We start from the raw sequence: 22,020 nt of genomic DNA, 5'->3' as shown, positions 1-22,020 counted from the left end.
CTATGAACCCTCTTCGGATAGATCTGCGGTGGCTGCGGCCGTCTCGATCTCTGCAGGCACGTCCTTCTTGCGACGGAACACGTCACGCTGATGGTAATAGCCGAGCGCGAAGCGTCCCTGCTCTTCCATCGGCAGCGTCTTTGGAAAGGCACCCTCAAGACCGGAAGCGATTTCGGCAATGCGATCCTCGAACCACTCCGCGAGGCCGGCGCCGACCTTGGTGCGAATCGTCTTGCTATGATTGCGAGCGTTGCGGATGAGCGACGGAAACACCAAAGCCGGCGTGGCGGAGGCCGAGGCATAGAAGCGGTCCCGCACCGTAGCGTTTCGCTGGCCCAGGGCCGCGCGCTGCAACTGCTCCAGCACCGAGAAGAGACGGCCCAGGCGGTAGGCGCTGTTGGTCGTCGTCAGGTCAAGCGACACGGGCACGTCCTCCGCAATCAGTTTCCAGCGATACATTCGCGCGAGGCAGGCCTTGAGAGTCGCGACCCGGAGGTCGCTGACCTTTTCCAGCACGCGCCCGGTGCGCCGGTCTTCCTCATCGCGATCCGAGCGGATGCGCATGATGGTTTGCGTCAGCAATGCGCGCGGATAGGGCAGACCCGTCAGGACCGCCCGCATCACCTCACCGCTGAGATGGGGCGGAACATTTTCCGCCTTTCGTTGCGGGGCCAGTTCCAGCAAAAGACGCCATAGCGGCGGTGGCCAGGGATGGGGCGGAGGGTCCATGCGGAGATCCTCCCAATGCTGTTGAAAGTGTCGGGCGAAATCCCCAAGCGTTTGCTCGACCCAGAAGCGCACGGAAAGCCGCGCGGCATTGGGGCTGAGGCCCAGCACATAGACCCGCGACGCCGCATCCATGTCGGGTGCCGCCTGCTGCAGCGGCTTACCATCCTGCATCAGGGTCAGCACATCGCGGAGCTTGCTGGTCTCGGTCGTCTCATCAACCGGCAGGGCATCGTCATCGGCGATGGCTTCTTCCTCCTCGCCCATCAGGGCGCGCGCGAGGATCTCGGCCTTTCCGTGTTCCGCCCAGAAGGCCACCGTCGTCTCACCGAGCATGACGCGGTTGCGGTAGCGGGTCCGGCCGTTCGCTGTTGTGCCATCATTCGCGAGCAGGCTGTTGAGGGTCGTCGCATAGGCGAAGGCGGCGGCTTCGGACACCGGTGCATTCGCACCTTGCGCGTGGCCATAAGACGTGAAGGAATCAAGATTGAAGGACACAAGCGCGGCGCCGGAAGACTGCGCCCCCGCAATACCTTTGATCGAAGGATGCAGCCGCGCGATCGGCAGGGTCTCGCCCGTGACGAGACACATTCCCTTGGGCCCAGAGTCCTGTCCATCCGCTTCGGCCATCAGAGCGGCGCGCGCCGCCGGGCGGTCATGGACGAATTCGTTTTCATAGTGCAAGCGGAAAGCGACGTTCTGATCGAGCATCTCCATCGCATAGGGAAGAGCGTCATAGGCGTCCGCCGACCAACCTCGGAGAAAGGCGAGCAGAGCGAAGCAGCCGATGTCGTTCGTCTCAGACAAAAGCGTTTCATGCCGCGCCACGAATGCCGCGTGTTCCTTTATGAGTCGCTCGACGTCCTTCGCCTGCTTAACCGGAGAGACCGTCATATCCGGCTTCGTGCGACCAAGGACATAGGATGTCTTGTCCCAGAACACGCCCGTCGCGATGCCAACCGTGCGCTTGGGCGCAGTGGGAGCCTGCACGATCTTCGGACGCAGCTTTTTGCCTTCGCCGACACGCAGATCATCGACCGTCACGACATTGCCGGCTTTGTCGAGAACAATCGCAAAGCTGATCTGCGCGGGTGCGAAACCTGGGATCGGCGCCTTGCCGTCCTTTGCCATCCGCTCATACCGCGTGGCGAGCGATTGCAGGATCGTCATCCCGTGACGCTTTCGTCACTCAAGGCCGGTACTTCGATCACGCCATCGACCATCGTGGCGCGAAAGAAACGCGCCTCGTTGCCGGCGGCATAATCGAGATCGAGCGCCATCCAGCCGAGATCGCGCGTTCCCTTCAGGCTGTCATGCGCGGGGGGTGGCTCGCCCTCCAGCAATTCGAAGTCACAGGCGAATTCGCGCGTGCCGAGATAGGGATGATGAAAGCACTGCCCCTTCGCCGCGCGCCGCTTGGCCATGTCCAGGTGCTTTTGCACGGTCTCGCTGGGGTCGGCGCGCCCCCTGGCCGTCAGCTCAACCCGCGCCTCGATGATATAGGCGACATCTTTAAGGAGTGTCGCCGCACGCTGTTGCCGGTCTTCATCGACATTCAGCGCAACGCCTTCGGTCGTGCCGGCACGCATTGCCGAAGCGACTTTGCTCATCGGGACCTTCGATCCGACCTCATTGCGGCGGAGCGATTCGAAGCGGATCGGGTTGAGGACGCGCAGACGCTCGATGCGCCAGACCATCTGCGGCTTCCAATGGATGGCTTCGAGCACGCCACGGGCCGCCGAGGGCGTGATCACGTCGTAGCTGACCCGTTCGACCTTCATTTCCGGCCGGGAAAACAGGGCGCGCGGGCCCCAGATTTTTACGCGAATCACAGCATGACTCGTCAATTGTTATAATTCCGACACTGTCATTAACCCTATGACTTGACAAGGGTGGCTTGCCATCGGGCGTCGTTGCCGCCCGATGGACGTCAAACAACGCTTCTATCCCATTAGACTTTCTGCCGTCCGGAACGTCAGGTCGTTCCAGTCGAGCCCAGCATCCGCCTTATACAGCTCCAGGTTAAGCAGAATCACGAACTGGTCCTCAAACTCCTCCGGTCGGATACGTTCCGCCACGCCCGCAGCATACATCGCCGATCGCACAGGGCGCGGCACGCCGACCGTGTAGCGCCCAAGCTTTCGCGCAATGCCGCCCACCCGCGTTGTATAGCGTAGTGCTTCGATAAGGGGGCGCACCTCCCCATTATCCTCCGCCGCCACGATCACCGGAACCATCACGTCATCGATGAAGCGCATGGAGGCGGCGATCTCCTGAAAAGGAAAGTTGAGGTCGGCAGCCTTGTCCGCACATGTCTGCAAGACACGGCCTTTGTCCAAATCCTCCTTGCCGCGTCGCCAATACAGCATCTCGAAGAAAGCCCGCATCGCGTCCGGGCTGAAGGGATCGCCTGCATGCAGGGTCAAGATCTCACCCCCAACTTCGGCATTGATCTTGAGTTGCTGGATGACGTCATAGGCTGCGGCTTTAAAGACCAGAACCTCGCTCTCCTCCGGCCTGCGCTCGAACTCCCGATTGCAGCGGCCCGCCGCCTGGGCGATCTGGTCGAGCCCCGCCGTCGCCCGCAGCACGAGGGGAAAATCGACATCGACGCCCGCCTCCACCAGCGATGTCGCGACAACGCGACAGGCACGCTTGTTCTTCAGATCGTCCCGAATCTCCGCCAGCACGCGGGCGCGATGAACGCTGTGCATGGTGGTCGAGAGGTGACGCGCACCCGGCAGGTCTCGGATGGCGCCGAACAGCGCCCGCGCATGGGCCCGCTGATTGACAATGCAAAGGGCCTGAGGGCTGGTCGCGATACGCGCGGCAAGCTGGTCATCCGTCTGAACACCGATGTCGCGCACCGTCACCCGGCGCAGCGCCGCGAACAAGGACGGTACGTCGGGCGCGATCTCCCGCAGTGTCGTGAAACCACCCACGAAGCCGGTCTTCGTGCCGGGCGGGCCGGCCTTCAAAGCCGGCTGCGTCGCGGTGCATAAGACGACCGAGGTGCGGTAGTTGCGCGCCAGTTCCTTCAGCGCCGCAACGCAAGGGCGAAGCAGCGGAAGGGGCATGGTCTGCGCCTCGTCCAGCACCACCACACTGCGCGCGATGCTATGCAGCTTGCGGCAGCGGCTGGTGCGGTCGCTGAAAAGGCTCTCGAAGAACTGCACGGCGGTCGTGACAATGATGGGGCTGTCCCAGCGTTCCATGCTCAGGCGCAGCCGATCCGGCCCAATCCTGTCGCGGGACCATGTCGCCTCCTCCTCCATCTCGAAAGCGCTGTGATGTTCGAGAACCGCACCTTCATGGTCTTTCAGTGCCGCGCGGTAGACGGCCGCCGTCTGCTCGATGATCGAGGTATAGGGAATGACCACGATGACGCGATCGAGGCCGTGTTTCCTGGCATGGGCCAGCGCGAAGGCGAGCGAACTCAGCGTCTTGCCACCGCCCGTCGGCACGGTCAGTGTGAATACGCCCTGAGCCTGCTCGGCTGTGGCGATGGCCGCGCGCAATACATCACCGCGCAGCGTATTCAGCGTGCTCGGCTCCGCCTTCCGTTGCGCCATGAAGGCGGATAAGGCCAATGCCAACACATCGATCGAGGGATGGTTCGTCTCCTCGGTCGGCTGCCCGCCCATCCGGGCCTCGAAGGCAGCCGCACAGCGCCGATCGGCATCGACCAAGCATGAGAAGATCATGCGCGTCAGGAATGCGAATTGGAAACCTTCCTCATTCAGCACTTTCAGCCGCCCGACCGGAGTCATCGCGCCTTGGGGCAGCACCAAGCCATCGCTCTTGGCCGCACGTTCCACCGGGGGGAGCAGGCCGCTCTTGCTTGCCAGGCGGCCCTCGGGATCGAACAGCCCATCCTTCAAGCCGGTGTGATGCCCGGCGATGACATGGGCGAGCAGCCGGCCCCACTTGTCGCCCAAATGCGCGCGTGCCCAGATGGCGCCCGCGGTGGAATGATCGGTGGTGACGGCGGGGTTCCGCAATCGCTCCTGGAAGGCGGCGCTATATTTGCCGAGGTCGTGCAACGCGCCCGCAGCGCCGGCAAGGTCGCTCGCGCCGAACCGGGCGCCGCTGTCCGCTGCCAGCGCTGCCACCTCGTTCAGATGGACCGATATGAGCTCCCACTGACTTTCAAGGCGACCAGAGCTGCTATGCGCGTAATATGCCATATGGCTCTAACGCTCCGTACCCCGTCATCGTGAGCCGTGCCCCGAGCTTAGGTTCGGCGTCAGCCGGGTTTTGTCAATCGTAATCGTGCGCTGCTTGCCCGTGTGGACCTGCGCCAGCGCTTAAGGAGGAAACGCTTAACCGAGTCAGCGTCACGCCACGTCGGCAGGAGACAGTGGATCGTCCGGCCCAAGCTATCTACGGCCCGGTAGAGGTAAGTCCAGCCGCCCCTGATGATCTTGATATAAGTCTCGTCAACCCACCAGGACCCTGTTTGCGCGGCAATGGCGTCGGAGCCACGTTGGAGCGGGGCCGTACAGGCCTACACCCTGCGGAAGATTGTGGTTTGCTCGACCGCCGCGCGCCGATCCGACGCCCTGCGGATGGCCTTGGACTTGAGATGCCGACCCTTGAACGGACGGTTACGTCTCTCTGCCATCAAAGCCGGCCGTCGAACACATCTGGACAGTCTAAGCAATCGCGCCCGGGCGCACAATTGCAACAGAACCCGCTCGCTGCTCAATGGAGTAGTCCACCAACCTCAGAGTTCGAAATCCTCACGGAACCTCGCGATCTGGTGCATGCGCTCATGTAAGATCGTGACGATACCGATGTCTCCGTTCGAGAGCCGGCGCCAATACACAACATGCCGCTCGTAGCGGAACATAAAACCATCGACATCGAATGCCGCCGGAACCGGCCGCGACATCACCGCGTGGGAGTCAATGTCCTCGAACGCCTCGAAGAGGCCCGTGATGTAACGGTCCGCTTGCTCATGGCCCCAGCGGTCGCGCGTGTAGCGATAGATTTCGTCGAGACGATGGGACGCCGCCTCTTGAACCCGAACCGCCATGGCCGGATCAGCGCCGGTTGCGCGCTATGACCTCAGCCGCGGTCAGAGGTCGATACGACGTGTCCGGTGCCGCGAACGCATGGGTCAGCTCGGCTTTGAGACGATCGAACGCGTCCTGCTCCATGCGCTCCTTGTCCCGCCGTATCAAGTCGCGGATGTACTCGCTGACGTTCTCGTAGACGCCATCTTCGCCGACGTTCGCCTGCACGAAATCATGAAGCGCTCCACTCAGGCGAACCGTCATCGTGGTCTGGCGGGTCAAGGCATCCTCCTTGCGTACTCGTCTTCAATATAATCAAGAATGAATACGGCGGAACCCCTGGGTGAGGCGCGGGCACGCTATTCCTGGATCTACGCATGAGTTGTCCGTCGGTTTGGCAGTCTTGACTCACCGACGTCTAACCCTGCATGGCCAAGCTCGCTTGGCTTCTGTTCAAGCTGAGAAGAACTGGCCCGTCCTCCTCCTGCTCGATCATGACAGCCCCTTCCCGCGCGAGTTCCAACCCCGCCAGCAGCGTGCTGGCGACCGCGGCGCGCGCTCTGAGGTCCCGGTTTGCGACGTCAACCGAGATCGCCGGCAGGAACTGGCTCAGATCGCCACCCTCCGGCTGCTCCGCCAAGACCGTTCTGATCCGCGCCAGCGCATCCGTCACGCGCCAAAACTCTTGCACAACCGGCCGATAGACGGGCGCCTCTTCCGGCCGCCCTCCCCTGCCCCGCAGCACGACCAAACAGGCTTCCATGAGCGCGACATAGCCCCCCTCCCGCGATGGCGCCGTCGCGGCCGGCCGGGCGAAGACGTCGATCCCGAGTTGCGGCCGCGCCGTCAGCCAACATGCCGCTGCCCGCACAAAGACCATCGCCTCCAGTCGACGCAGTTCGGCACCGGCGTCCTGTTCCGCCGCGATCGCCGCTTCCGGACTGGTGGGGAACAACAGGCGCGACCGCAGCAGCACCAGACGCGTCGCCAGCACGAGCCAATCCGCCCGACGTTCGAGAGACACGCGGCCGACCAACCGCTCCATGGCGGCGACGAATTGCTCGGCCAGGTCGCGGATGGACATCCGGCCAAAATCGATCCGCTGCCGCTCGGCGAGGTCCAGCAAGAGGTCCATCGGCCCGTCGAAACCGTCGAGATGCAGCACCGGCATCTCGGTCGCCCGGGGCGGCGTGCTCCAGTCATCCCAGACGGGATCACCCGATCCCTCTTCCCTGTCGTCCTCCCGCTCCTCCCCGTCCGTTAGCCCGTCACTCACCGCCGTAATCCGGCCGGACGTCGAAGACCAAGGTGGACCAGCGCTGACGCATGGCCTGTATCGCCGCCCAGGGCGTCCAATCCGCCGCCCAGAACGCGACTTCGAACCGGGCCGAGCGGCGCAGCCGCCGGTCCTCCCGCCCCGTCTTCAGGCGGACATGGCGAAGCGCCTGCACCACGCCCCAATGCGTCCGCAGCCAGGCGAGGCTGGCCGGGTCATCCGGCCCAAGAGCGAGGACACAATCCGGCACCGGCAGCAGCGCATGCAGATCCAAGGGGCAGGTTCGGACGCGGCCGATCGCGGCAGTGACCCGCTGCTGGTTGGTCTCGATGGCGCTGCGGAGTTGCCGCGCGAGTGCCCGCGCGCCGGCAAGGGTGAGCCCGGCCGAGCCATCCGGCGGATGGAGCAGCGCCATCACCCGGTCCTCCTCCAACAGATCGAGGTCCGGGGACAGCCAGGGAATGGCGCCGAGGCCGGCCGCCGCCATTTGAAACGTTGCGACATCCTCCGCCGGCCCGCTGACGATCAGGACATGTCGCAGCCAATCCGTGTTCGGCAGCGACAACGCGTCCGCGTCTCGCGCATCATCCCTCACCCGCGCCTCACAAATCCAGCAAGCGGGCGGGGTTCTCGCCGGTGATCTTGGCCCGACGGCGATAGCCGCGCAGGGTCGAAAGATCCTTCTGGCGGGTATGGGCCATCACCTGCTCGTCCGGTGCCGCCGCCAGATAGGCCTCGGTGATGAAGCCGGCGCGCAGGCCATGCGGCGACAGCCGCTCACGGGGATCGACGGTCAGGCCGGCGAGTGCCGCCCTGCGCAGCAGGATTTTGCGGACGCCATCGGCAGTCAGGCGGTTCTCCAGCGTGCCCCAAGCGGTGACGCCACGAAACACCGGACCATGGGTGATGCCGGCACGTTTCAGGAAGCGTTCGACGGCCTTGACCGGGCAAGTGTCTTCACCGCGCATCCAGGGAATGGTGATCTCGGCCCCCTGCCCTTCCTGGTCGCGCTTGCTGCGCGGGATATGGATGCTGAGCCCCACCTCCCGAAACGTCAGGTGCTCGCGGTCGATCGCCACCAGTTCCGAGCGCCGCAACGCGCCGGCAAAGCCGGTCAGAAAGAGGGCGCGATCCCGGACCCCCGCGAGATCCTCGCCACAGCTCCCGAGCAGCTGGCGGATTTCCGTGGAGGTGAGGGCGGCCGAGGGGCGGATCGGCTTGCCATGCTGTTTCAGGATGCCCTGCAGGGTCGCACTAATCGCTGGATGACGCGTGCTCCAGAGATGCCCGTTCTGATGATGATGGTGGGCGATCGCAGCCAGCCGCGCCCGCAACCCGCTCTTGCCCAGCGCCGGCACCAGGCTGGCGAGATAGGCCGCCACCAGCACCGGATGCACCGGCAAGATCGCCGCGTTCACCGCCTGGGTCCGGCACCAGGCGACGAAGGCGCGCCAATCGCGCGCATAGGCGCGCTGTGTCGAGGCGGCCAGATGGTTATCGGCGAAGGTGGCGGCGGTTTCGATCGCCTGGCCGAGCGGCCCCGACAGTAGCGCCAACATCTCTGCCGAGGCCGGCGAGGCCGGCGCCATGCGGCCGACAATGGCAAGCGCGGAGGCCTGGCTGGTCGCGAGCGCGTCCGGACCGCTGACGGCCGCCGACACGGGACCTTCGGAGGGAGCTGCCGTCATGCCGCGCCGTCGCTCCGCATGAACCCCATCACCCGCTCCTTCATCAGGCCGCGGCGCGTGACACCGCACCCGCCTGCCCCGAGCCGATTCTGCCAGACACAGGGTAATTGTGGCAACTGGCTTTCTTCGTATGTGACGTCTCGATAATAGGGATTATCGAGAGTCACGGAGTCGTGATAGTGCGTCTAATTCCGTTAAGTCGTTGATGTTTTTCAAGATTTCGATGGAAACTTAGAGTTTGACTGCCGCAAATGGACAGGCGTGTGGGTCGTTAGGAGGTCTAGCTCCGATAATAACAAGTCTCGTTGTCGCCTTCGACCGCTAGGATCAGGACCTATTAAATTGCTTGCAGAGGAAGCAATCGGTTGATTCAATGGTTGCATCGGGAGGTGCCGCCATGAGTGATCTGATCTGGTTGTCCGAGGCGCAGATGCGTCGGATAGAGCCGCATTTTCCGCAATCGCATGGCGTGCCGCGGGTCGATGACCGACGCGTGATCAGCGGCATAGTCTTCGTGATCCGCAATGGCCTACGCTGGCGCGACGCTCCGAAGGACTACGGCCCTCACAAGACAATCTATAACCGGTTCATCCGCTGGAGCCGCCTCGGCGTCTTCAACCGCATCTTCGCGGCGCTGGCGGCCAAGGGGGGCAAGCCTGATCGGTTGATGATCGATGCCACCCATCTGAAGGCGCATCGGACGGCTGCCAGTCTTTTAAAAAAGGGCCTGTTCCCCGACGTATCGGGCGCACCAAAGGCGGCCTGAACTCAAAACTTCACGCTGTCTGCGACGGCCAAGGACGGCCGCTGGTCATGCTGCTCAGCGAAGGCCAAATGAGCGATTACAAGGGCGCGGCGCTGATGATGGACGCGCTCCCCAAGGCCAAAGTCTTATTGGGCGATAGAGGTTACGATGCCGACTGGTTCCGCCAAGCCCTGACAACACGCGGCATCACGCCGTGCATCCCGTCCAAAGCCAACCGCAAAATCCAGATCCCGCACGACCGAACCCTCTATCGCCAGCGTCATCGTATCGAGAACATGTTCGGCAGGTTCAAGGATTGGCGGCGCATCCACACTCGCTACGATCGCTGCGCCCACACCTTCATGTCGGCGATCTGCATCGCCGCCGCCGTCATCTTCTGGCTCTGATCAATGAGTCCTGAGCCTAGGTGCGTTGTGGCGAAATAAATGGAGCGTTCTCCCCCGACGGCATACGGAGGACCAAGCTTCAGCGCTTTGCACGCTCCTTGCGCCAAGCCTGAACCCCTGCAGTGACAAAGTCTATCAACAGATCCTGCTTCGAGCGCCTGGTCTCATACATCATGGCCCGGAGATCCTCATCCAGTGTTACCGGCAGCCGGAAGCTTGTAAACCGTTTCGGTACATCATCCGGGGGCAACGCCCGTAACGGCGGATCGGGGTCCTCGATTTGAGCGATGGCTGGGAGATGGGCGGAGATCGGGCCTGCGGCGGCAACTGGCTGAGGCGTGCTAGTGGGTGGTGAAGGCTCTACGGCCTTTTCTACCGCCTGTGGAACGGCCATCGCCGGGCTAGCCCCTCTCGCCTGCCCTTTCCGGATCAAACCAGCGCCTAGAGAAAGATCATCGTTTTGGGCCATCATGCGGCTCCCTTCTTTAGTCTAGCTTGGATGTAAACCCATAGTCCGGTGATCTCAGCTGCTGACTTGCCCTTCGGAAAAGCCTCGCCGACGGTCCTGCCCTTGACCATGCTCGATCTAAAATCCTGCCGGGTATGGATGACTACTGGCGCCACGGTGCCGTGCTGGCTGAGTGCTGTGACGGCCTGAAGGGTAAGCTTGCCGTTGGTCGATGCATTGTTAACGACGAAGATCATCGGTTTCTTCTGACGTTCCACCATCTCGATGGAGTCGCCGATTGCTCGGAGATCATGTGGGCTGGGAACGACTGGGACAAGGCAGAGGTCGGATGCTTTGACGACGTTTGCTATCTCCTCCGACGCAAAGGGAGGAGTATCGATGACGACTAATTTAACACCCTGAGCCGCAAGCTGCTTCAGAGTAGCTACCAATCCTTTGGGACCAATCTCCGCCATGACCGGCGTGGGTTCCTCGCGTTCATTCCACCAAGATGCAAGCGAGCCCATTGGGTCTAAGTCCAGTATTGCTACTGGCCCCGCACCTTTTTGTTCAGCCTCCACAGCAAGGTGGCCTGATAAAGTGGTTTTGCCAGCACCTCCTTTTCTGGAGGTCACAACTATGGTCTGCACTCGTTTGGTGTTCCTACAACATGCCCCTGCCAGTAGCACACAGGTTGCGGCTTCTGCAACCCAATGCGGCGCGGGCGCGGTCTAACGCATAAGTGGCAACACAAGTGATCAACCATGTGTCCAAGTGATCATGTGATGTCGCAACCTACGCTTTGACAATGCTTGCTGAAAGTTCGGCGTGGATCTTCCACCCGTCGACTGCGAGTCTTGCGTCAGCGCGAGTTGCTGCTTGTAGGCAATGGAGTGCCGGGGCTATCCAACACTTTTGCGAGATAGCGCTCGGCGCCGTCGGCGGAATGGAAGATCGCGGTTTGGGAGAAAGCGGCTGAGCAGGTTTAATCAGTGGAGTGCAACTCGAGGAAGTCGGCTTCTGTTTCTAATGCCTCTAAGTCAGAACCAGAGCGGAACGAGATGATCTTCTGCAAAAGATCGTAGATGCGATCGGTGCTATAACGAGCAGAAGGACGGAAAGTGCGTCGGTAACGCTGCTGGTGTCCACTTTTGTGAAGCAAATAAAGTCAGTTTCCGGAGCAACAAAGTCTAAAGATTGCACGAGGCGACTGCGTTACAGGCCTTTAAGCGCAGCTTCCCAGGAGGGCCGATGGCTTGGTGATAATTTGGTGAGGAAGGGCAGGGGCTGGTATCTCCTGGGAGAGAGGCGCTTAAGTCTTCTGCCTTTTCAGCGAGATAACCTTCGCCTCAACCGGTGCCCTTGATGGGTTGAGGGTGACACCACGTCCGTCGAGTTCAACGTTGGCGTCCGGATAAACAGCCATTGCGAGTTGGAGCACCTCGGAGAAATACCACTTGAAGTGGTCAAGACGAGATAGGCCGCGACCGAACTGGGCGTGAAGCGCCTTCCAGGTGATGAGCTTAGGCCCCCCAAGCGAGTGCAGTCGGTAAGCAAGCCAACAATAGACATCGATCGCCATCGAGTTATTGGCAATCATCGCGATGGCTTTTTCTTCGATAGGGACCGGGTGTCTCTTTAGTTGATCAAAAAACATCTCCGATAGCTTGGCATTTTCAATGAAAAGCGAGCCTTGGGCGTCGTCATCCTCGACAAACATTGCCGTATCTAGGATGCTTTGATTGACGAGGCCGGTCCGGGCACCCTGTTTGATCTGGAAGCTCATCCGGCAGCGGGAAATACGCTCTGCTTGGTCGCGGACGGTGGCCATGCTCTTCCCGCCGATTGGGATGTTGAGCTTTCGGAGCCACGCGTGGAGGGTCTTTCCGAGCTCGATCTCCCGGCTATTTGTCTTCAAGGCCTCGCTTTGGAGGTAAAGAATGATCAAACGCGCCCTGGAGCCATATGGGACACCGACGCTAATCGCCTCGCCTGTAAGGCTTGGTCTCAGGCCTGGCTGAACAACCAGGGAGACGTGATCGGTATGGATCTGCCAGCTTGCTTCGTCCTGTAGCTTCTTGTGGGGCAGGGCGGACTGAGCCCAGCCGCTGTAGAGGAATCCTACCTCTCCTTCTTCAGAGCCCATATAGCCAGCCGCGGCTTCGACAACACGGCGATCAACATCCATTGCAAGGACGCCGGCCTTACCGTGCTGTTCGAGGAGGCTGTGGATCTTAGCCATAATTCCAATAGCCCTTTGCTACGGTTCCGTGTCTGCCTTGATACCTCGTCATTGCATAGACTGAACTCTCCTGGGGAATAGTAAGTTTTATTAGTGGCTTATAGTATGTCCCAAGAGAGACCAGTGGATACCTTTTGCAACGTGCTGATTGCAATGCATTCAATGATTTTGGGTTCCCAAGAGAGATCAGCCCTTCTCCCAATAAAGATCAGTCCTTCATGTGGGTAAGTCGGTAAAGATCGTTCTCAGACTCCCAGGAGAGTCCAGTTCCCGAGTCGGGGCTACGCTTGTAGCGGCCGATACGAGTCTTGGATTCGGGGCACTAGCGCAGAGATTGTAATTGGCCATTCTTGTCGCCGCCCTCTTACACGCCATCGGCAAACTTCAACCTCTTGATGACAATCGGCGAATTTCGGTTTGATTGTAAACATATAACCGACGCCGGCATGGCGCTCATACCAGGCCTCCGCGTCTATGCCGTTTCGTTTATTGCGAATATCTCGTCCTAGCGATATATAGAGATGCAACTAAGGAGGCCCTTATGCTTGCGCTGTTGGACCAGACCGAACCATTTGTGGCTGACGAGGCTGAAGCTGTCATCGCTGGCGCTGCGGCATCGCGGCTGTCCGCCATAGCCGCCGCTGGCCAGGATGTTCAGCTTGTCGTGCGCGAAGAGCCGAGCATCGTCGTGCCTCTCCCGGCACGAGCCGTCCAGTTGATCGTGTCGCTCTTGGAGACAATGGCAGACCGGAAGCCATTCTCGGTTATTCCCCACGAAGCAGAGCTAACGACCCAGCAGGCGGCCGATTTCCTAAATGTGTCTCGGCCTTTCCTCGTCGGGTTGGTGGAGAAGGGCGCGTTGCCGCACCGAAAGGTCGGTCGGCACCGTCGTGTCCGGTTTGCGGATCTGCGTGACTTCGAGAAGGCTTCCGCCACAGAACGCCAGAAGCAGCTAGCGGTTATCATCGAGGAGGCGCGGGCCCTGGGGCTGGATTAGTGATTTCGACTTTCTCCGCCTTTTTCGACGCCAATGTTTTCTACGGGACTAGGCTAAGGAGTCTCATCCTCCATCTGGCTCAGACTAAGATGTTCCGTGCGCGGTGGAGCGCGGATATCCATCGGGAATGGATCGAGAATCTCATCAAGAACCGTCCGGATCTTGATCCCTCACGCCTGGAGCGGACGCGGAACGCTATGGATGGTGCCGTTCTCGACGCCTTGGTTACGGGCTACGAAGGTCTAATCGAGGGATTGGAGCTACCCGACGCCGACGACAGGCACGTGCTGGCGGCTGCTATCATCTGCCAAGCGAGTTGTATCGTTACATTCAATCTCGCTGATTTTCCCGAGGCGTCGCTGGCACCCTATGGGCTCCACGTGGTGCATCCGGATGATTTCCTGCTCGACGTGGAGAGCATTTCGCCGGCAGCTTTCGCCGAGGCCGTGGGCAACGACTTCGACCATTATGTGAGTCCTGCGCTGTCGGTTGCCGATTACGTTGGGAGCCTCAAGCAGGCTGGCGTTCCTCAGACAGCCGACAAAATCGAGCGCCTGGCCGTCTTATTTGCGTCCCCTGCAGTCAGCGACATCGGTGCGCCACAGTAGGCTTGACGCTTCATTTAACATTGAAACGTGCGCTGCCGCCAAAGATAAGATCGGCACGGAGGCGGGTCGTAGAAGTGGAGCGGCCCCTATTTGACCATCACACCAGGCATAACCCTGAGGGGATAGGCTTACGCCTAGTCATAAGCCTATCCCAAACGTCAGCTTCAGACGGCAGCAGCAGTTTTTTCGCGAAAACCGCAGACCTTAGGCTAGGCGGCCCATTCCATGAGTACCGGTTCCACGCTTCCCGCAGGGAAGGGGCAATGGGGCGGCAGTCGAGACGTCACGGGGGTTGGTGGGGGATCATCGTCGTCATCATCCCGTTGCTTGCGGCGGATGGCGCTGTCGATCCAACGTCTTGATCGTCGTCTCCACCGAAAAGGTGACGGTTTTTGCGAGCCCGACGGCTGCTTTCGATCAGAAGAGCCTTGGTTGTCGAGCGACTTCAGTGCTTCCAAAACGTCTTCAACTTTAACGAAAGCACCGTCATCGCGTTGACGCCAGGCTGGTGCGTCAGGCACCGCGTGAGCGTCCGATAACCACGAGGCCAATACCGCGCGCTTCTCGTCCAAGCTCAGATGCGGGTTCCCAAGAATCTCGTCCGGGTGAGCAAGCACGGTCGGCGTCCAAACTGCGCCTTGTGATGTACCCACGGGTCGGTAGGATCCTTCGGTTTGTTCAGTGTGTAGCGACATCTCCTATCTCCGCTATCACGCCTCCCGGGGTGAACCGGGAGGCTGGACAACAGTCACGCTGAGGTTGGATTAAGCGACCTTAACCTGCCGCTCAGGGTTCTCATCGGACAGCTTAGGCCGATTGTCCTGGGCGGAGATCGCCGTCGTGGTTCCGTTGATCTCTATCCGACGAGGCTTCAGCTGCTCGGGAATCTCGCGGGTGAGTTCGATCGACAGGAGTCCGTTCTCCAGGTTGGCGGCCGTCACCTTCACATGATCCGCAAGGCTCAAGGTCTGGCGGAAGTTTCGGAAGGCGAGGCCCTGATGCAACATCTCGCTGGTGCCCTGAGTGGCCTTTTTCTGACCCGTCACCAGGAGCGTGTTACCCTGCTGGGTCACGTCGATTTCGTTTTGGTCGAAACCCGCGATCGCCATGCTGACACGATACTGGCTCTCGCCGGTTCTTTCGATGTTGTAGGGAGGCCAATCCGATCGCACGGAGGCCTGGTCAAGCATGTCGAAGAGCCGCTCGAAACCGACGGTCGAACGGAACAGGGGCGCAAAATCATAATTTCTCATAACCACATCCCTCATCAGCAATATGGTGCCAATGCGCCGCTGCCGGCGCGCCGAGCCACTCAGGCCTCGGCGAACAGCGAGGTGGTTCGCCAAAAAAGAGGTTCAAGAGGGCCGCGGTATCTTTTTTCGACCGCTTGCGGTGATGATGAAGAGGCATCGATAGCTCCCTTTTACAGGGATATGGGATGTTCCGCTCCGTTGGAAACTCCCGGCATGCGAGGATTGAAGTCACAGTTGGGCATCAAACGTTTCCAGCCTTTCGTACATCACCTCGTTGACGCGGTTAAGCTCTTTGTTCTTGACGCGGAGGCGGCCGTTTGCTCGCTCAAGCTTCTCAACGCGCACCAGTAATTCCACCTTGGTCAAAGGTAGAACAATCTTTTTGGCGGGGGCCACGGGCGTCCTCTCTTAGGGGCCGTTACGTGACCCGATCTGCGCATTAGGCGCCACATCGTCGCGACTTACCATGATTTGCATTCGGCCGGCCTTTTGTGCGGTTTCGCAACAGACCTAATCAAGTCACCTGGGCGGTCTTGTCAGGCCGCCCGTGACGACTTCAAAGCTCCAGTATTCGAGCTAGCGCAGGGCGCCACGAGACGCGCGCGATTACCTGCTTGCGAACGGAGTGCCGTCGCGCTCGTGCGACGATAGGTCAAGATCCCTACCTCGAATTGAGCCGAGGCAAAAACTTTCCCCTTTGAAGCGCTGGCTCGCTTAATCGACGCGCTGAAGAAGCTGGGAAAGAAGCATGTCTAGTTCGGTAAGCTTGAAGGGCTTAGCGAGCACAGGCACGGTCTCAAAACGGCGATCCCTTATGAGGCCTGCACCATATCCCGTCATAAAGGCGAATGGCACGTGTCGGGCCAGCAACTCATCGGCCACCGTGAACGTTTGGCCGTCCCTTAACCACACATCAAGCAACACGCCGTCGAGCCGAGGCCCCGTCTGTATGACGGCAAGTGCCGTGGCAACAGTCGAAGCAATCCCCACGACCTCATAGCTAAGATCGATAAGATGCTCCTCTATGAGCAGAGCCACGATCGCCTCGTCTTCGACAATGAGTATCTGAGGCTTGGCTTTCACGTAGATTTCCCGGTTGTTCTTTTTGTAATCAACTGGTCACCTAGTGACAAGCGCGAGCAAGAGCCATATTCAATTTTCGTTCTTCAAGCGTCGAAAGAACGCATTGTGATCGCAACTACGCTTAGCTCTTGGCTATGGTAACCATGCTGCGGCGGCGCCACTGGCGATCGTAAGTCGTCGGCCCAGAGCGGTCTGGGCACAGGGTTCTTGTCAAAGGCACCCTGTCCGCAGCCCAACCCGGCGAGATTTGCTAGCTTTGGTGTCGTGTGATCGGCAACATGGGCTCTTATTTGAGCCGCAACCCATCCGGCCGACCAGGCTGGCGCTCTAAGCTCCCAATGGGCCAGGGCTTGTTGCGGAAAGGCTTGCGTTGCTCGTGAGCTTCTCCGCCGACTCTAAAGAGCGCGCGATAAAGAAGATCGCGTGAGCCTATAACGTCGTGAGGCAAGCGGAGCGAGAGCGAGTCGTCGTTCATTGCTTTCCACGCACCAATTTGAGCCGCTGTATAAGAATCGCTTTTGGTTACAGTGCGGCGGGAGGAAGATGGTCACAGCCTCGTAACAGAATAACCTCCTCGTTGCGTTTAACGAGATGGGCAGAGACGCAGCTGGCCAAGGCTCAGGATGCGTGAGTGCGCCATAGGAGATAAGGTGCTTGCGCGTTCTCTGGATGATCGGCGGTGAGGCGCCAAACACGCGCCGGATCAACCAGGAGCACATTAGCGAATTGCCGGCCAGGGTGCATCACCGGTGCTTAATCTGCGGGAACGACTTTCTTTCTACCTCGTTGATGGGCTTTGAAGACTGTCACTTCCGGCCTCGCCGCGGCTTCGGTCTCCACGGTCTCGATGTCTGCACGCGCAACAGCCACCGTTACAGCCTGTTGGGTGTGCGGCCCTTTCGTCCCCAGGCCGCTGGTTTTCGCCAAATCGGAGCGCCGCACCGAGTAATTGGGTGCCACCATAGGGTAGGTGGCAGGCAGGTTCCAGCGCTGGCGATACTCATGCGGCGCCATGCCATAAGCGATCCGCAAATGCCGCCTGAGCATCCTCAGCTTCAGCCCGTCCTCCAGACAGATGATGTAGTCAGGGAAGACCGACTTCTTGATAGGAACGGCAGGTGCGGGACGCGCTTCGACGGCTGTTGGCATGTCCTGACTAAGATTGACGAAGGTCGTGTGGACGGCGCGGATCATATCCGGCAGCATTTCCGAGGGCAGGGTATTTCCTGAGACGTAGGCCGAGACGACGTTGGTCACCAAGACGAGCATGGCTGGTTGTACGTCAATCGTCATGATTGGCTTTCGGTTCTCGTGGGTTGATGACGCAGAGGCAGTGGAAGCGGTCGCGGTCGATTTGGACGGTGATGAGGTCATCTTCAATCTATGACTTGCCTGCTGAGCCAGCAGATCGTGATTCGGCGCGGATACATGCGCGTCTTGCAGGCCGTCTTGTAGGGCTTGGTAAAGTCCAAACTCAACTGCCGCGCGTTCCGTTTGGGGCGCCGGCTTAAGATGATTGCACCATGAGCGCGTGTTGGGTCGACGCCAACACGCTCAGCTCTTCGAGGAAATCCCCGAGACCTCCATCATCGACGAACCGCGTTGCTTGGGTGAGAGGCACCCAGAGCCTCTTACGCTCAGTGTCCTCCTTCCAAGAAGCATGATGCTGGGAAACATCCAAGCGGAACACTGTGACGTCACATGGTACCACCTGCCCTGACGGCAGGCGCTTGGTCGATTGATAACGTCCGAGGGGCACGTCTTCGATCGTGCCGGACACGCCCGCTTCCTCCAAAGCCTCAAGTGCCGCGACCGATGAGGGCGTCATCTTCTTTTCAGGATGACCTTTGGGGATGATCCATCGACCGGTGCTGCGCGAGGTGATCAAAAGGACCTGGAAGCGTCCTTCACGTCCTGTGACGGGCAGCGCCGCATATTGCTGGAGGATCTGAGACATCTAGACATCTGACACGAGATCGCCCGGCGGGCCAAATAGCAAAAGCGACATACCCGTTGAATTGCGCTCCGCGTTCGTTGGATCACGATCCACTCTATCCTCGTACCTGTTCTCGTCTGAATGACCGTTAGCGATGATGAGCACGCAACGGGGCCATCAACGCCCGCTGGCGGCGGTGATCCTGCCAGGCGTCCCAACACCACCAGAAGGCGGTCCCAAAGCCGAGAGAGAGGGCAGCGGCCAGGAGGATGAGGAGGCCAAGGCTCCATCCAATGGCCCAGCCGACGAGCAAGGCGCCCAAAGGCACGGGGGCGACGAGGTAGACCCTCATTGAGCGGCTTCTTGGGCTTGGTGCATGGGGTTGGGATCGAAGCGGCCGGCATAGGGGGCGTCGGTGCGGTAGTCGATGCGGTCGAGGAGGTGGGGCGCCTCGCCGGAGATCATGACGATCGGCCGGGTGGGTCCGAGACGCATGACCTCGTCCGGCGTCAGCAGCGACCGCCCCTGGAGGTGCTCGCCCGACCCCGCCGAACCGCCGCCGGGCCGGGTGCTGAAGCCGGTCTGGGAGGACTGGCTGGTGGTCCGGTAGCGGATGGTGAACTGGCCGAGGGCGTCGCTGATGTAGCGGGCGGTGTCGTAATCCGCCGTGCCAAAATATTGCTGGGTGGTATTGGCGAGGAAGCTCTGCCAGCGGGGATAGACGGCCTTGAGCTGGGAGAGGTCCTGCACGAAGAGCCAGAACTGGGCGCCGTAGCCGCGGAGCAGAGTGATGTTATCGGCGAGACTGTCCATGCGCCCGAGCTGGCCGAACTCGTCGAGGAAGAAGGCCACGCGCATCATCGGCTGGTTATGAGATGGGGTCCCTTGTGCGAGGTGGCTCTGAGTCGGATTGCCTTGTGCCACCTGTCCCTCTGCAGGGCGTCCTTCTGAAGGGCGCCCCTGAGCCGGGTGCCCCTGACGCGGCTGCTCCTGGGTGGAGTGCCCCGGCACAGCGGTCATCGCGTCGAGGGCGAGACCGATGAAGCCGCGGACAAAACCGAGACAGGCGCGGAGGCGGTTGGGGGGCACGGCCAGATAGACCGTCATCCGCCGGCGCTTGAGATCGCGGAGATCAAAATCGCTCCGATTGAACGCGGCGGCCAGGCGGGGATCATCGAGCCAGGCGGTGTGGCGCACGAGGGTGGAGAGGACAGAGCCACGTTCCTTCTCCGGGCGGTTGAGATGGGCCGTGGCGGCACGCGCGACGATGCGCTGACCGCGCGCCGGGTCGGCGAGCATATCGGCGAGAATCTCCGCCCAATCATCCTCGGCGGCAGTGACGATCTCGCGCAGCGTGCTCATGGAGCGGCGCTCGGGTGGAAGGCCCGCGATATAGATCAACAGACCACGCAGCAGCTCGCGCGCGGTGTCGTTCCAATGGGGGTCGTGCTCGCTGCCGGAGGAGACCACCAGCATCTCCGCGAGCGACCCGGCGAGGGCCACGACATCGGGGTCCTCCGGATCGAGCGCATCCAGCCAGTTCATGGCGTGCCGTGGCGCCCCGGTGATGCCGAAGGGATCGATCAGAAAGACGTCCTGCCCCGCCTCGCGGCGGGCGCGGGCGGTGACGGCATAGGTCTCGCCCTTGAGGTCGAGCACGAAGGCGGAACCGGGATAATCGAGCAGATTGGGCATGACCGCGCCGATGCCCTTGCCGGCGCCGGTCGGCGCGCAGGTGAGGATGTGACCGCCCTGGCGGAATCGTCCGTCCGGAAGGTGCCCCGTCCCGCGCAGCCAGCCGAGAACGAAAGCATCGGCAGGGGCGGCGGGGGCGAGATGCCCGGCCGCGATGGCGTCCTGGGCTTCGCCGAAGCGGGCGGTGCCATGGGTGCTTCCGGCAGATCTATCGCCACCGCCGAAGAGGCCGAGAAAGGAGAACCATCCGCTGCGCAGACGTGCGGGCAGAAGACGGGCGCCGCCGGTGAAGAGCACCCCGAAGAGGGCGAGCCAGAGCAGGCCCGGGACAATGCCGCCGGGCAAGACGCCGATCGCGAAGAGAAGGACCACGGGCAGCCAGCTGACAATGGCGGCAGCCATGAAGAGCAGCGAGCCCTCTACGGCGCTGCGCAGGCCAAAGCGAATCATGCGCTGCTTGAAGCTGATCACCACCAGGAAGACGCAAAGACCGACCAGGCCGAGCAGCCCTTTGGGGATGGCGGCGAGCTTGCGGCCGGTGCGGGCGGCGTAACCGGATTCCGCCGGATGCTGGGCGAGCACCTCGTCCAGGATCTGGATCTGTCCCTCCGCCAGGGCGGCATGATCGACCCCTGCCGCCGCCCGGATGGCAGAGCCGGCTGCCGCGGCATTGTAGTGGCCATCTTCTGCTGAACGGGCGGCGACGACCGCCGCTTGATGGGCGGCCAGGACGGCGGCGTCGGTCGCCTGCACGATTTGGTCGATACTGTCGGTCACCGCCTCGCTGAGGGCCCCGGCGAGAATGGCGGATCGGTCGTAGGCGGTATTGCGCTCGACGCGCAGAAGGGCCGGGTTTTTGAGGATGCCGAAGAACTCCCGGAAACCGTCGCCCAGGCTGGCCGGGATCGGCAACTGGAAAGCTTGGAACCGCAAACGCATCCAGGCCAGCGTCGCCGCAAACGGATCCGGATCGCGTGGACTTGGATGATAGGTGGCGGCGATGGCATCGGCAGCGGATGCCAGAGTGCTCAGCGCATTGAGGACGGCGGCCTGGTCAGCATGATCGGGATCGCGCGAGGCGTCGGTGATGACGTCGCGCGCCGTATTGATGGCCGTGGCGCGTTCCTGCCAGATCTGCGCCTCGGCTTTGCCCTCACAGGTCTGGGTGACGTGATCGAGCGGGTTCCAGTCGTTGACACATCCGGGGATGGTGGAGGAGGGGCGGGCGAGGTCCGCGACACTATCGGCGCGGGCTGCTCCAAACGCGACGGAAAAGGCCGTCAGGAAAAAGACGGCGAGGACAAGTGAAGCGCGCATCATCCGGCCCTCACTCAGCGGCGCTCGCGGTCGATCTTTCGTCTTCTGGCGTTAAACCATCCTCCTCGTCGGCTCGCACCTCACTCGCTTGCACTTCAGCCGGCGGCGCCTCTGCAGGCGGTACCTCTGCAGGCCGCACCTCATCGCCGCCATTGGCATCGAGCATTGCCTGCTTCCGTGCACCGAGCTTACCACCCTCGGCCTTGTATTGCTCGATGCTCCAGCCCTCGAAGGGATCTTTGTCATTGGGGCGATCGATGCGGGAGAGCAGCACCGACAGATGCTTTGCCCATTGCTTGTCCTTGGCTGCCGCATCGAAGAGGAGACCGCCGGCGATGATCTTGCGGCGGGTGTCGAGCTTACGTTCGGTCTCGAGCAGTCTGGCTTTGGCGGCTTGGAGCCTGGCGTTATGCTGATCGGCCTTCTGTTGCAGCCGGGCGAGTTGGTCGGCAGTGATTTTAGCCACACGCATGCTCCTTGATCGTGTAAGCCGATCAAAGCCAGCCGCCCGATCATCTGCAACCGTTGCGTGCGCAACCTCACGGGTTTTTGAAGGCACCAGGACAACATACCCGAGCGAA

General features: G+C 61.2%; 22 protein-coding genes. 3 read left to right on the top strand and 19 right to left on the bottom strand.

Annotated elements, in window-relative coordinates; all coding sequences use genetic code 11:
* From cas8c to QP803_RS23090, 9 genes are all read right to left on the bottom strand, one after another.
* Window positions 1-1,896 (bottom strand): type I-C CRISPR-associated protein Cas8c/Csd1, encoded by a 1,896-nt coding sequence (gene cas8c / locus QP803_RS23130; RefSeq protein ID WP_284948273.1) that lies wholly within the window; start codon window positions 1,894-1,896, stop codon window positions 1-3.
* Window positions 1,893-2,558: a type I-C CRISPR-associated protein Cas5c gene (gene cas5c / locus QP803_RS23125; RefSeq protein ID WP_284948272.1), complete on the bottom strand. Its 666-nt coding sequence runs from the start codon at window positions 2,556-2,558 to the stop codon at window positions 1,893-1,895. Before cas5c ends, cas8c begins: the two co-directional genes overlap by 4 nt.
* Before the next feature lie 111 nt (window positions 2,559-2,669).
* Window positions 2,670-4,913 (bottom strand): CRISPR-associated endonuclease Cas3'', encoded by a 2,244-nt coding sequence (locus QP803_RS23120; protein ID WP_284948271.1) that lies wholly within the window; start codon window positions 4,911-4,913, stop codon window positions 2,670-2,672.
* A 59-nt stretch (window positions 4,914-4,972) separates the two neighbouring features.
* Window positions 4,973-5,197: a DDE-type integrase/transposase/recombinase gene (locus tag QP803_RS23115; protein ID WP_434082942.1), complete on the bottom strand. Its 225-nt coding sequence runs from the start codon at window positions 5,195-5,197 to the stop codon at window positions 4,973-4,975.
* A 255-nt stretch (window positions 5,198-5,452) separates the two neighbouring features.
* Window positions 5,453-5,764 (bottom strand): type II toxin-antitoxin system RelE/ParE family toxin, encoded by a 312-nt coding sequence (locus QP803_RS23110; protein WP_284948270.1) that lies wholly within the window; start codon window positions 5,762-5,764, stop codon window positions 5,453-5,455.
* A 7-nt stretch (window positions 5,765-5,771) separates the two neighbouring features.
* Complete coding sequence (locus tag QP803_RS23105) at window positions 5,772-6,026, bottom strand: ribbon-helix-helix domain-containing protein (RefSeq protein WP_284948269.1); 255 nt, start codon at window positions 6,024-6,026, stop codon at window positions 5,772-5,774.
* A 136-nt stretch (window positions 6,027-6,162) separates the two neighbouring features.
* Window positions 6,163-7,020, bottom strand: a complete 858-nt coding sequence (locus QP803_RS23100) for a segregation and condensation protein A (RefSeq protein WP_284948268.1) — start codon at window positions 7,018-7,020, stop codon at window positions 6,163-6,165.
* Window positions 7,013-7,615: a hypothetical protein gene (locus QP803_RS23095; protein ID WP_284948267.1), complete on the bottom strand. Its 603-nt coding sequence runs from the start codon at window positions 7,613-7,615 to the stop codon at window positions 7,013-7,015. The genes QP803_RS23100 and QP803_RS23095 overlap by 8 nt, the downstream gene beginning before the upstream one ends.
* Before the next feature lie 7 nt (window positions 7,616-7,622).
* Window positions 7,623-8,708: a tyrosine-type recombinase/integrase gene (locus QP803_RS23090; protein ID WP_284948266.1), complete on the bottom strand. Its 1,086-nt coding sequence runs from the start codon at window positions 8,706-8,708 to the stop codon at window positions 7,623-7,625.
* Window positions 8,709-9,105: 397 nt separating this feature from the next.
* On the opposite strand from QP803_RS23090, the gene QP803_RS23085 reads away from it, so the two are divergent.
* A protein-coding gene (locus QP803_RS23085) for an IS5 family transposase (protein WP_284948062.1) occupies window positions 9,106-9,860 on the top strand; the annotation gives its coding sequence in 2 pieces (ribosomal slippage) (window positions 9,106-9,439 and window positions 9,439-9,860; 756 coding nt in all).
* 468 nt (window positions 9,861-10,328) lie between these two features.
* On the opposite strand, the gene QP803_RS23080 is transcribed toward QP803_RS23085, so the two are convergent.
* Both QP803_RS23080 and QP803_RS23075 read right to left on the bottom strand, forming a co-directional pair.
* Window positions 10,329-10,958 carry a ParA family protein gene (locus QP803_RS23080; protein WP_284948265.1) on the bottom strand — a complete coding sequence of 210 codons (630 nt, stop codon included), beginning with the start codon at window positions 10,956-10,958 and terminating at the stop codon, window positions 10,329-10,331.
* A 662-nt stretch (window positions 10,959-11,620) separates the two neighbouring features.
* Window positions 11,621-12,550, bottom strand: coding sequence for a replication protein RepA (locus tag QP803_RS23075; protein WP_284948264.1), 930 nt, complete (start codon window positions 12,548-12,550; stop codon window positions 11,621-11,623).
* A 541-nt stretch (window positions 12,551-13,091) separates the two neighbouring features.
* Between QP803_RS23075 and QP803_RS23070 the strand changes: the two genes are divergently transcribed.
* Together QP803_RS23070 and QP803_RS23065 are read left to right on the top strand one after the other, a co-directional pair.
* The gene (locus tag QP803_RS23070; RefSeq protein ID WP_284948263.1) at window positions 13,092-13,547 is read left to right on the top strand and encodes a helix-turn-helix domain-containing protein; all 456 of its coding nucleotides are present in this window, start codon (window positions 13,092-13,094) and stop codon (window positions 13,545-13,547) included.
* A complete protein-coding gene (locus tag QP803_RS23065; protein ID WP_284948262.1) occupies window positions 13,547-14,155 on the top strand; it encodes a PIN domain-containing protein in 609 nt (202 codons plus the stop codon). Before QP803_RS23070 ends, QP803_RS23065 begins: the two co-directional genes overlap by 1 nt.
* 764 nt (window positions 14,156-14,919) lie before the next feature.
* Here QP803_RS23065 and QP803_RS23060 read toward each other — a convergent pair.
* The 8 genes from QP803_RS23060 to QP803_RS23025 all read right to left on the bottom strand — a co-directional run bounded on the left by QP803_RS23060 (window position 14,920) and on the right by QP803_RS23025 (window position 21,905).
* On the bottom strand, window positions 14,920-15,408 hold the full coding sequence (locus QP803_RS23060; RefSeq protein WP_284948261.1) for an Hsp20 family protein: 489 nt from the start codon (window positions 15,406-15,408) through the stop codon (window positions 14,920-14,922).
* A 228-nt stretch (window positions 15,409-15,636) separates the two neighbouring features.
* Window positions 15,637-15,804 carry a hypothetical protein gene (locus tag QP803_RS23055; protein ID WP_284948260.1) on the bottom strand — a complete coding sequence of 56 codons (168 nt, stop codon included), beginning with the start codon at window positions 15,802-15,804 and terminating at the stop codon, window positions 15,637-15,639.
* A gap of 318 nt (window positions 15,805-16,122) precedes the next feature.
* On the bottom strand, window positions 16,123-16,491 hold the full coding sequence (locus tag QP803_RS23050; RefSeq protein WP_284948259.1) for a response regulator: 369 nt from the start codon (window positions 16,489-16,491) through the stop codon (window positions 16,123-16,125).
* Window positions 16,492-17,244: 753 nt separating this feature from the next.
* Window positions 17,245-17,784, bottom strand: a complete 540-nt coding sequence (locus QP803_RS23045) for a Ros/MucR family transcriptional regulator (RefSeq protein WP_284948258.1) — start codon at window positions 17,782-17,784, stop codon at window positions 17,245-17,247.
* A gap of 214 nt (window positions 17,785-17,998) precedes the next feature.
* Complete coding sequence (locus tag QP803_RS23040) at window positions 17,999-18,448, bottom strand: NUDIX hydrolase (RefSeq protein WP_284948257.1); 450 nt, start codon at window positions 18,446-18,448, stop codon at window positions 17,999-18,001.
* A gap of 127 nt (window positions 18,449-18,575) precedes the next feature.
* Window positions 18,576-18,779: a hypothetical protein gene (locus tag QP803_RS23035; RefSeq protein WP_284948256.1), complete on the bottom strand. Its 204-nt coding sequence runs from the start codon at window positions 18,777-18,779 to the stop codon at window positions 18,576-18,578.
* Window positions 18,776-21,442: a type IV secretory system conjugative DNA transfer family protein gene (locus tag QP803_RS23030; RefSeq protein ID WP_284948255.1), complete on the bottom strand. Its 2,667-nt coding sequence runs from the start codon at window positions 21,440-21,442 to the stop codon at window positions 18,776-18,778. The genes QP803_RS23035 and QP803_RS23030 overlap by 4 nt, the downstream gene beginning before the upstream one ends.
* Before the next feature lie 7 nt (window positions 21,443-21,449).
* Window positions 21,450-21,905 (bottom strand): hypothetical protein, encoded by a 456-nt coding sequence (locus QP803_RS23025; RefSeq protein ID WP_284948254.1) that lies wholly within the window; start codon window positions 21,903-21,905, stop codon window positions 21,450-21,452.
* Between the last annotated feature and the right edge of the window lie 115 nt (window positions 21,906-22,020).

It is taken from the genome of Acidisoma sp. PAMC 29798, from assembly GCF_030252425.1.
Taxonomy (GTDB): Bacteria; Pseudomonadota; Alphaproteobacteria; order Acetobacterales; family Acetobacteraceae; genus Acidisoma; species Acidisoma cladoniae.
This window is presented reverse-complemented; position numbering and strand designations above follow the sequence as displayed.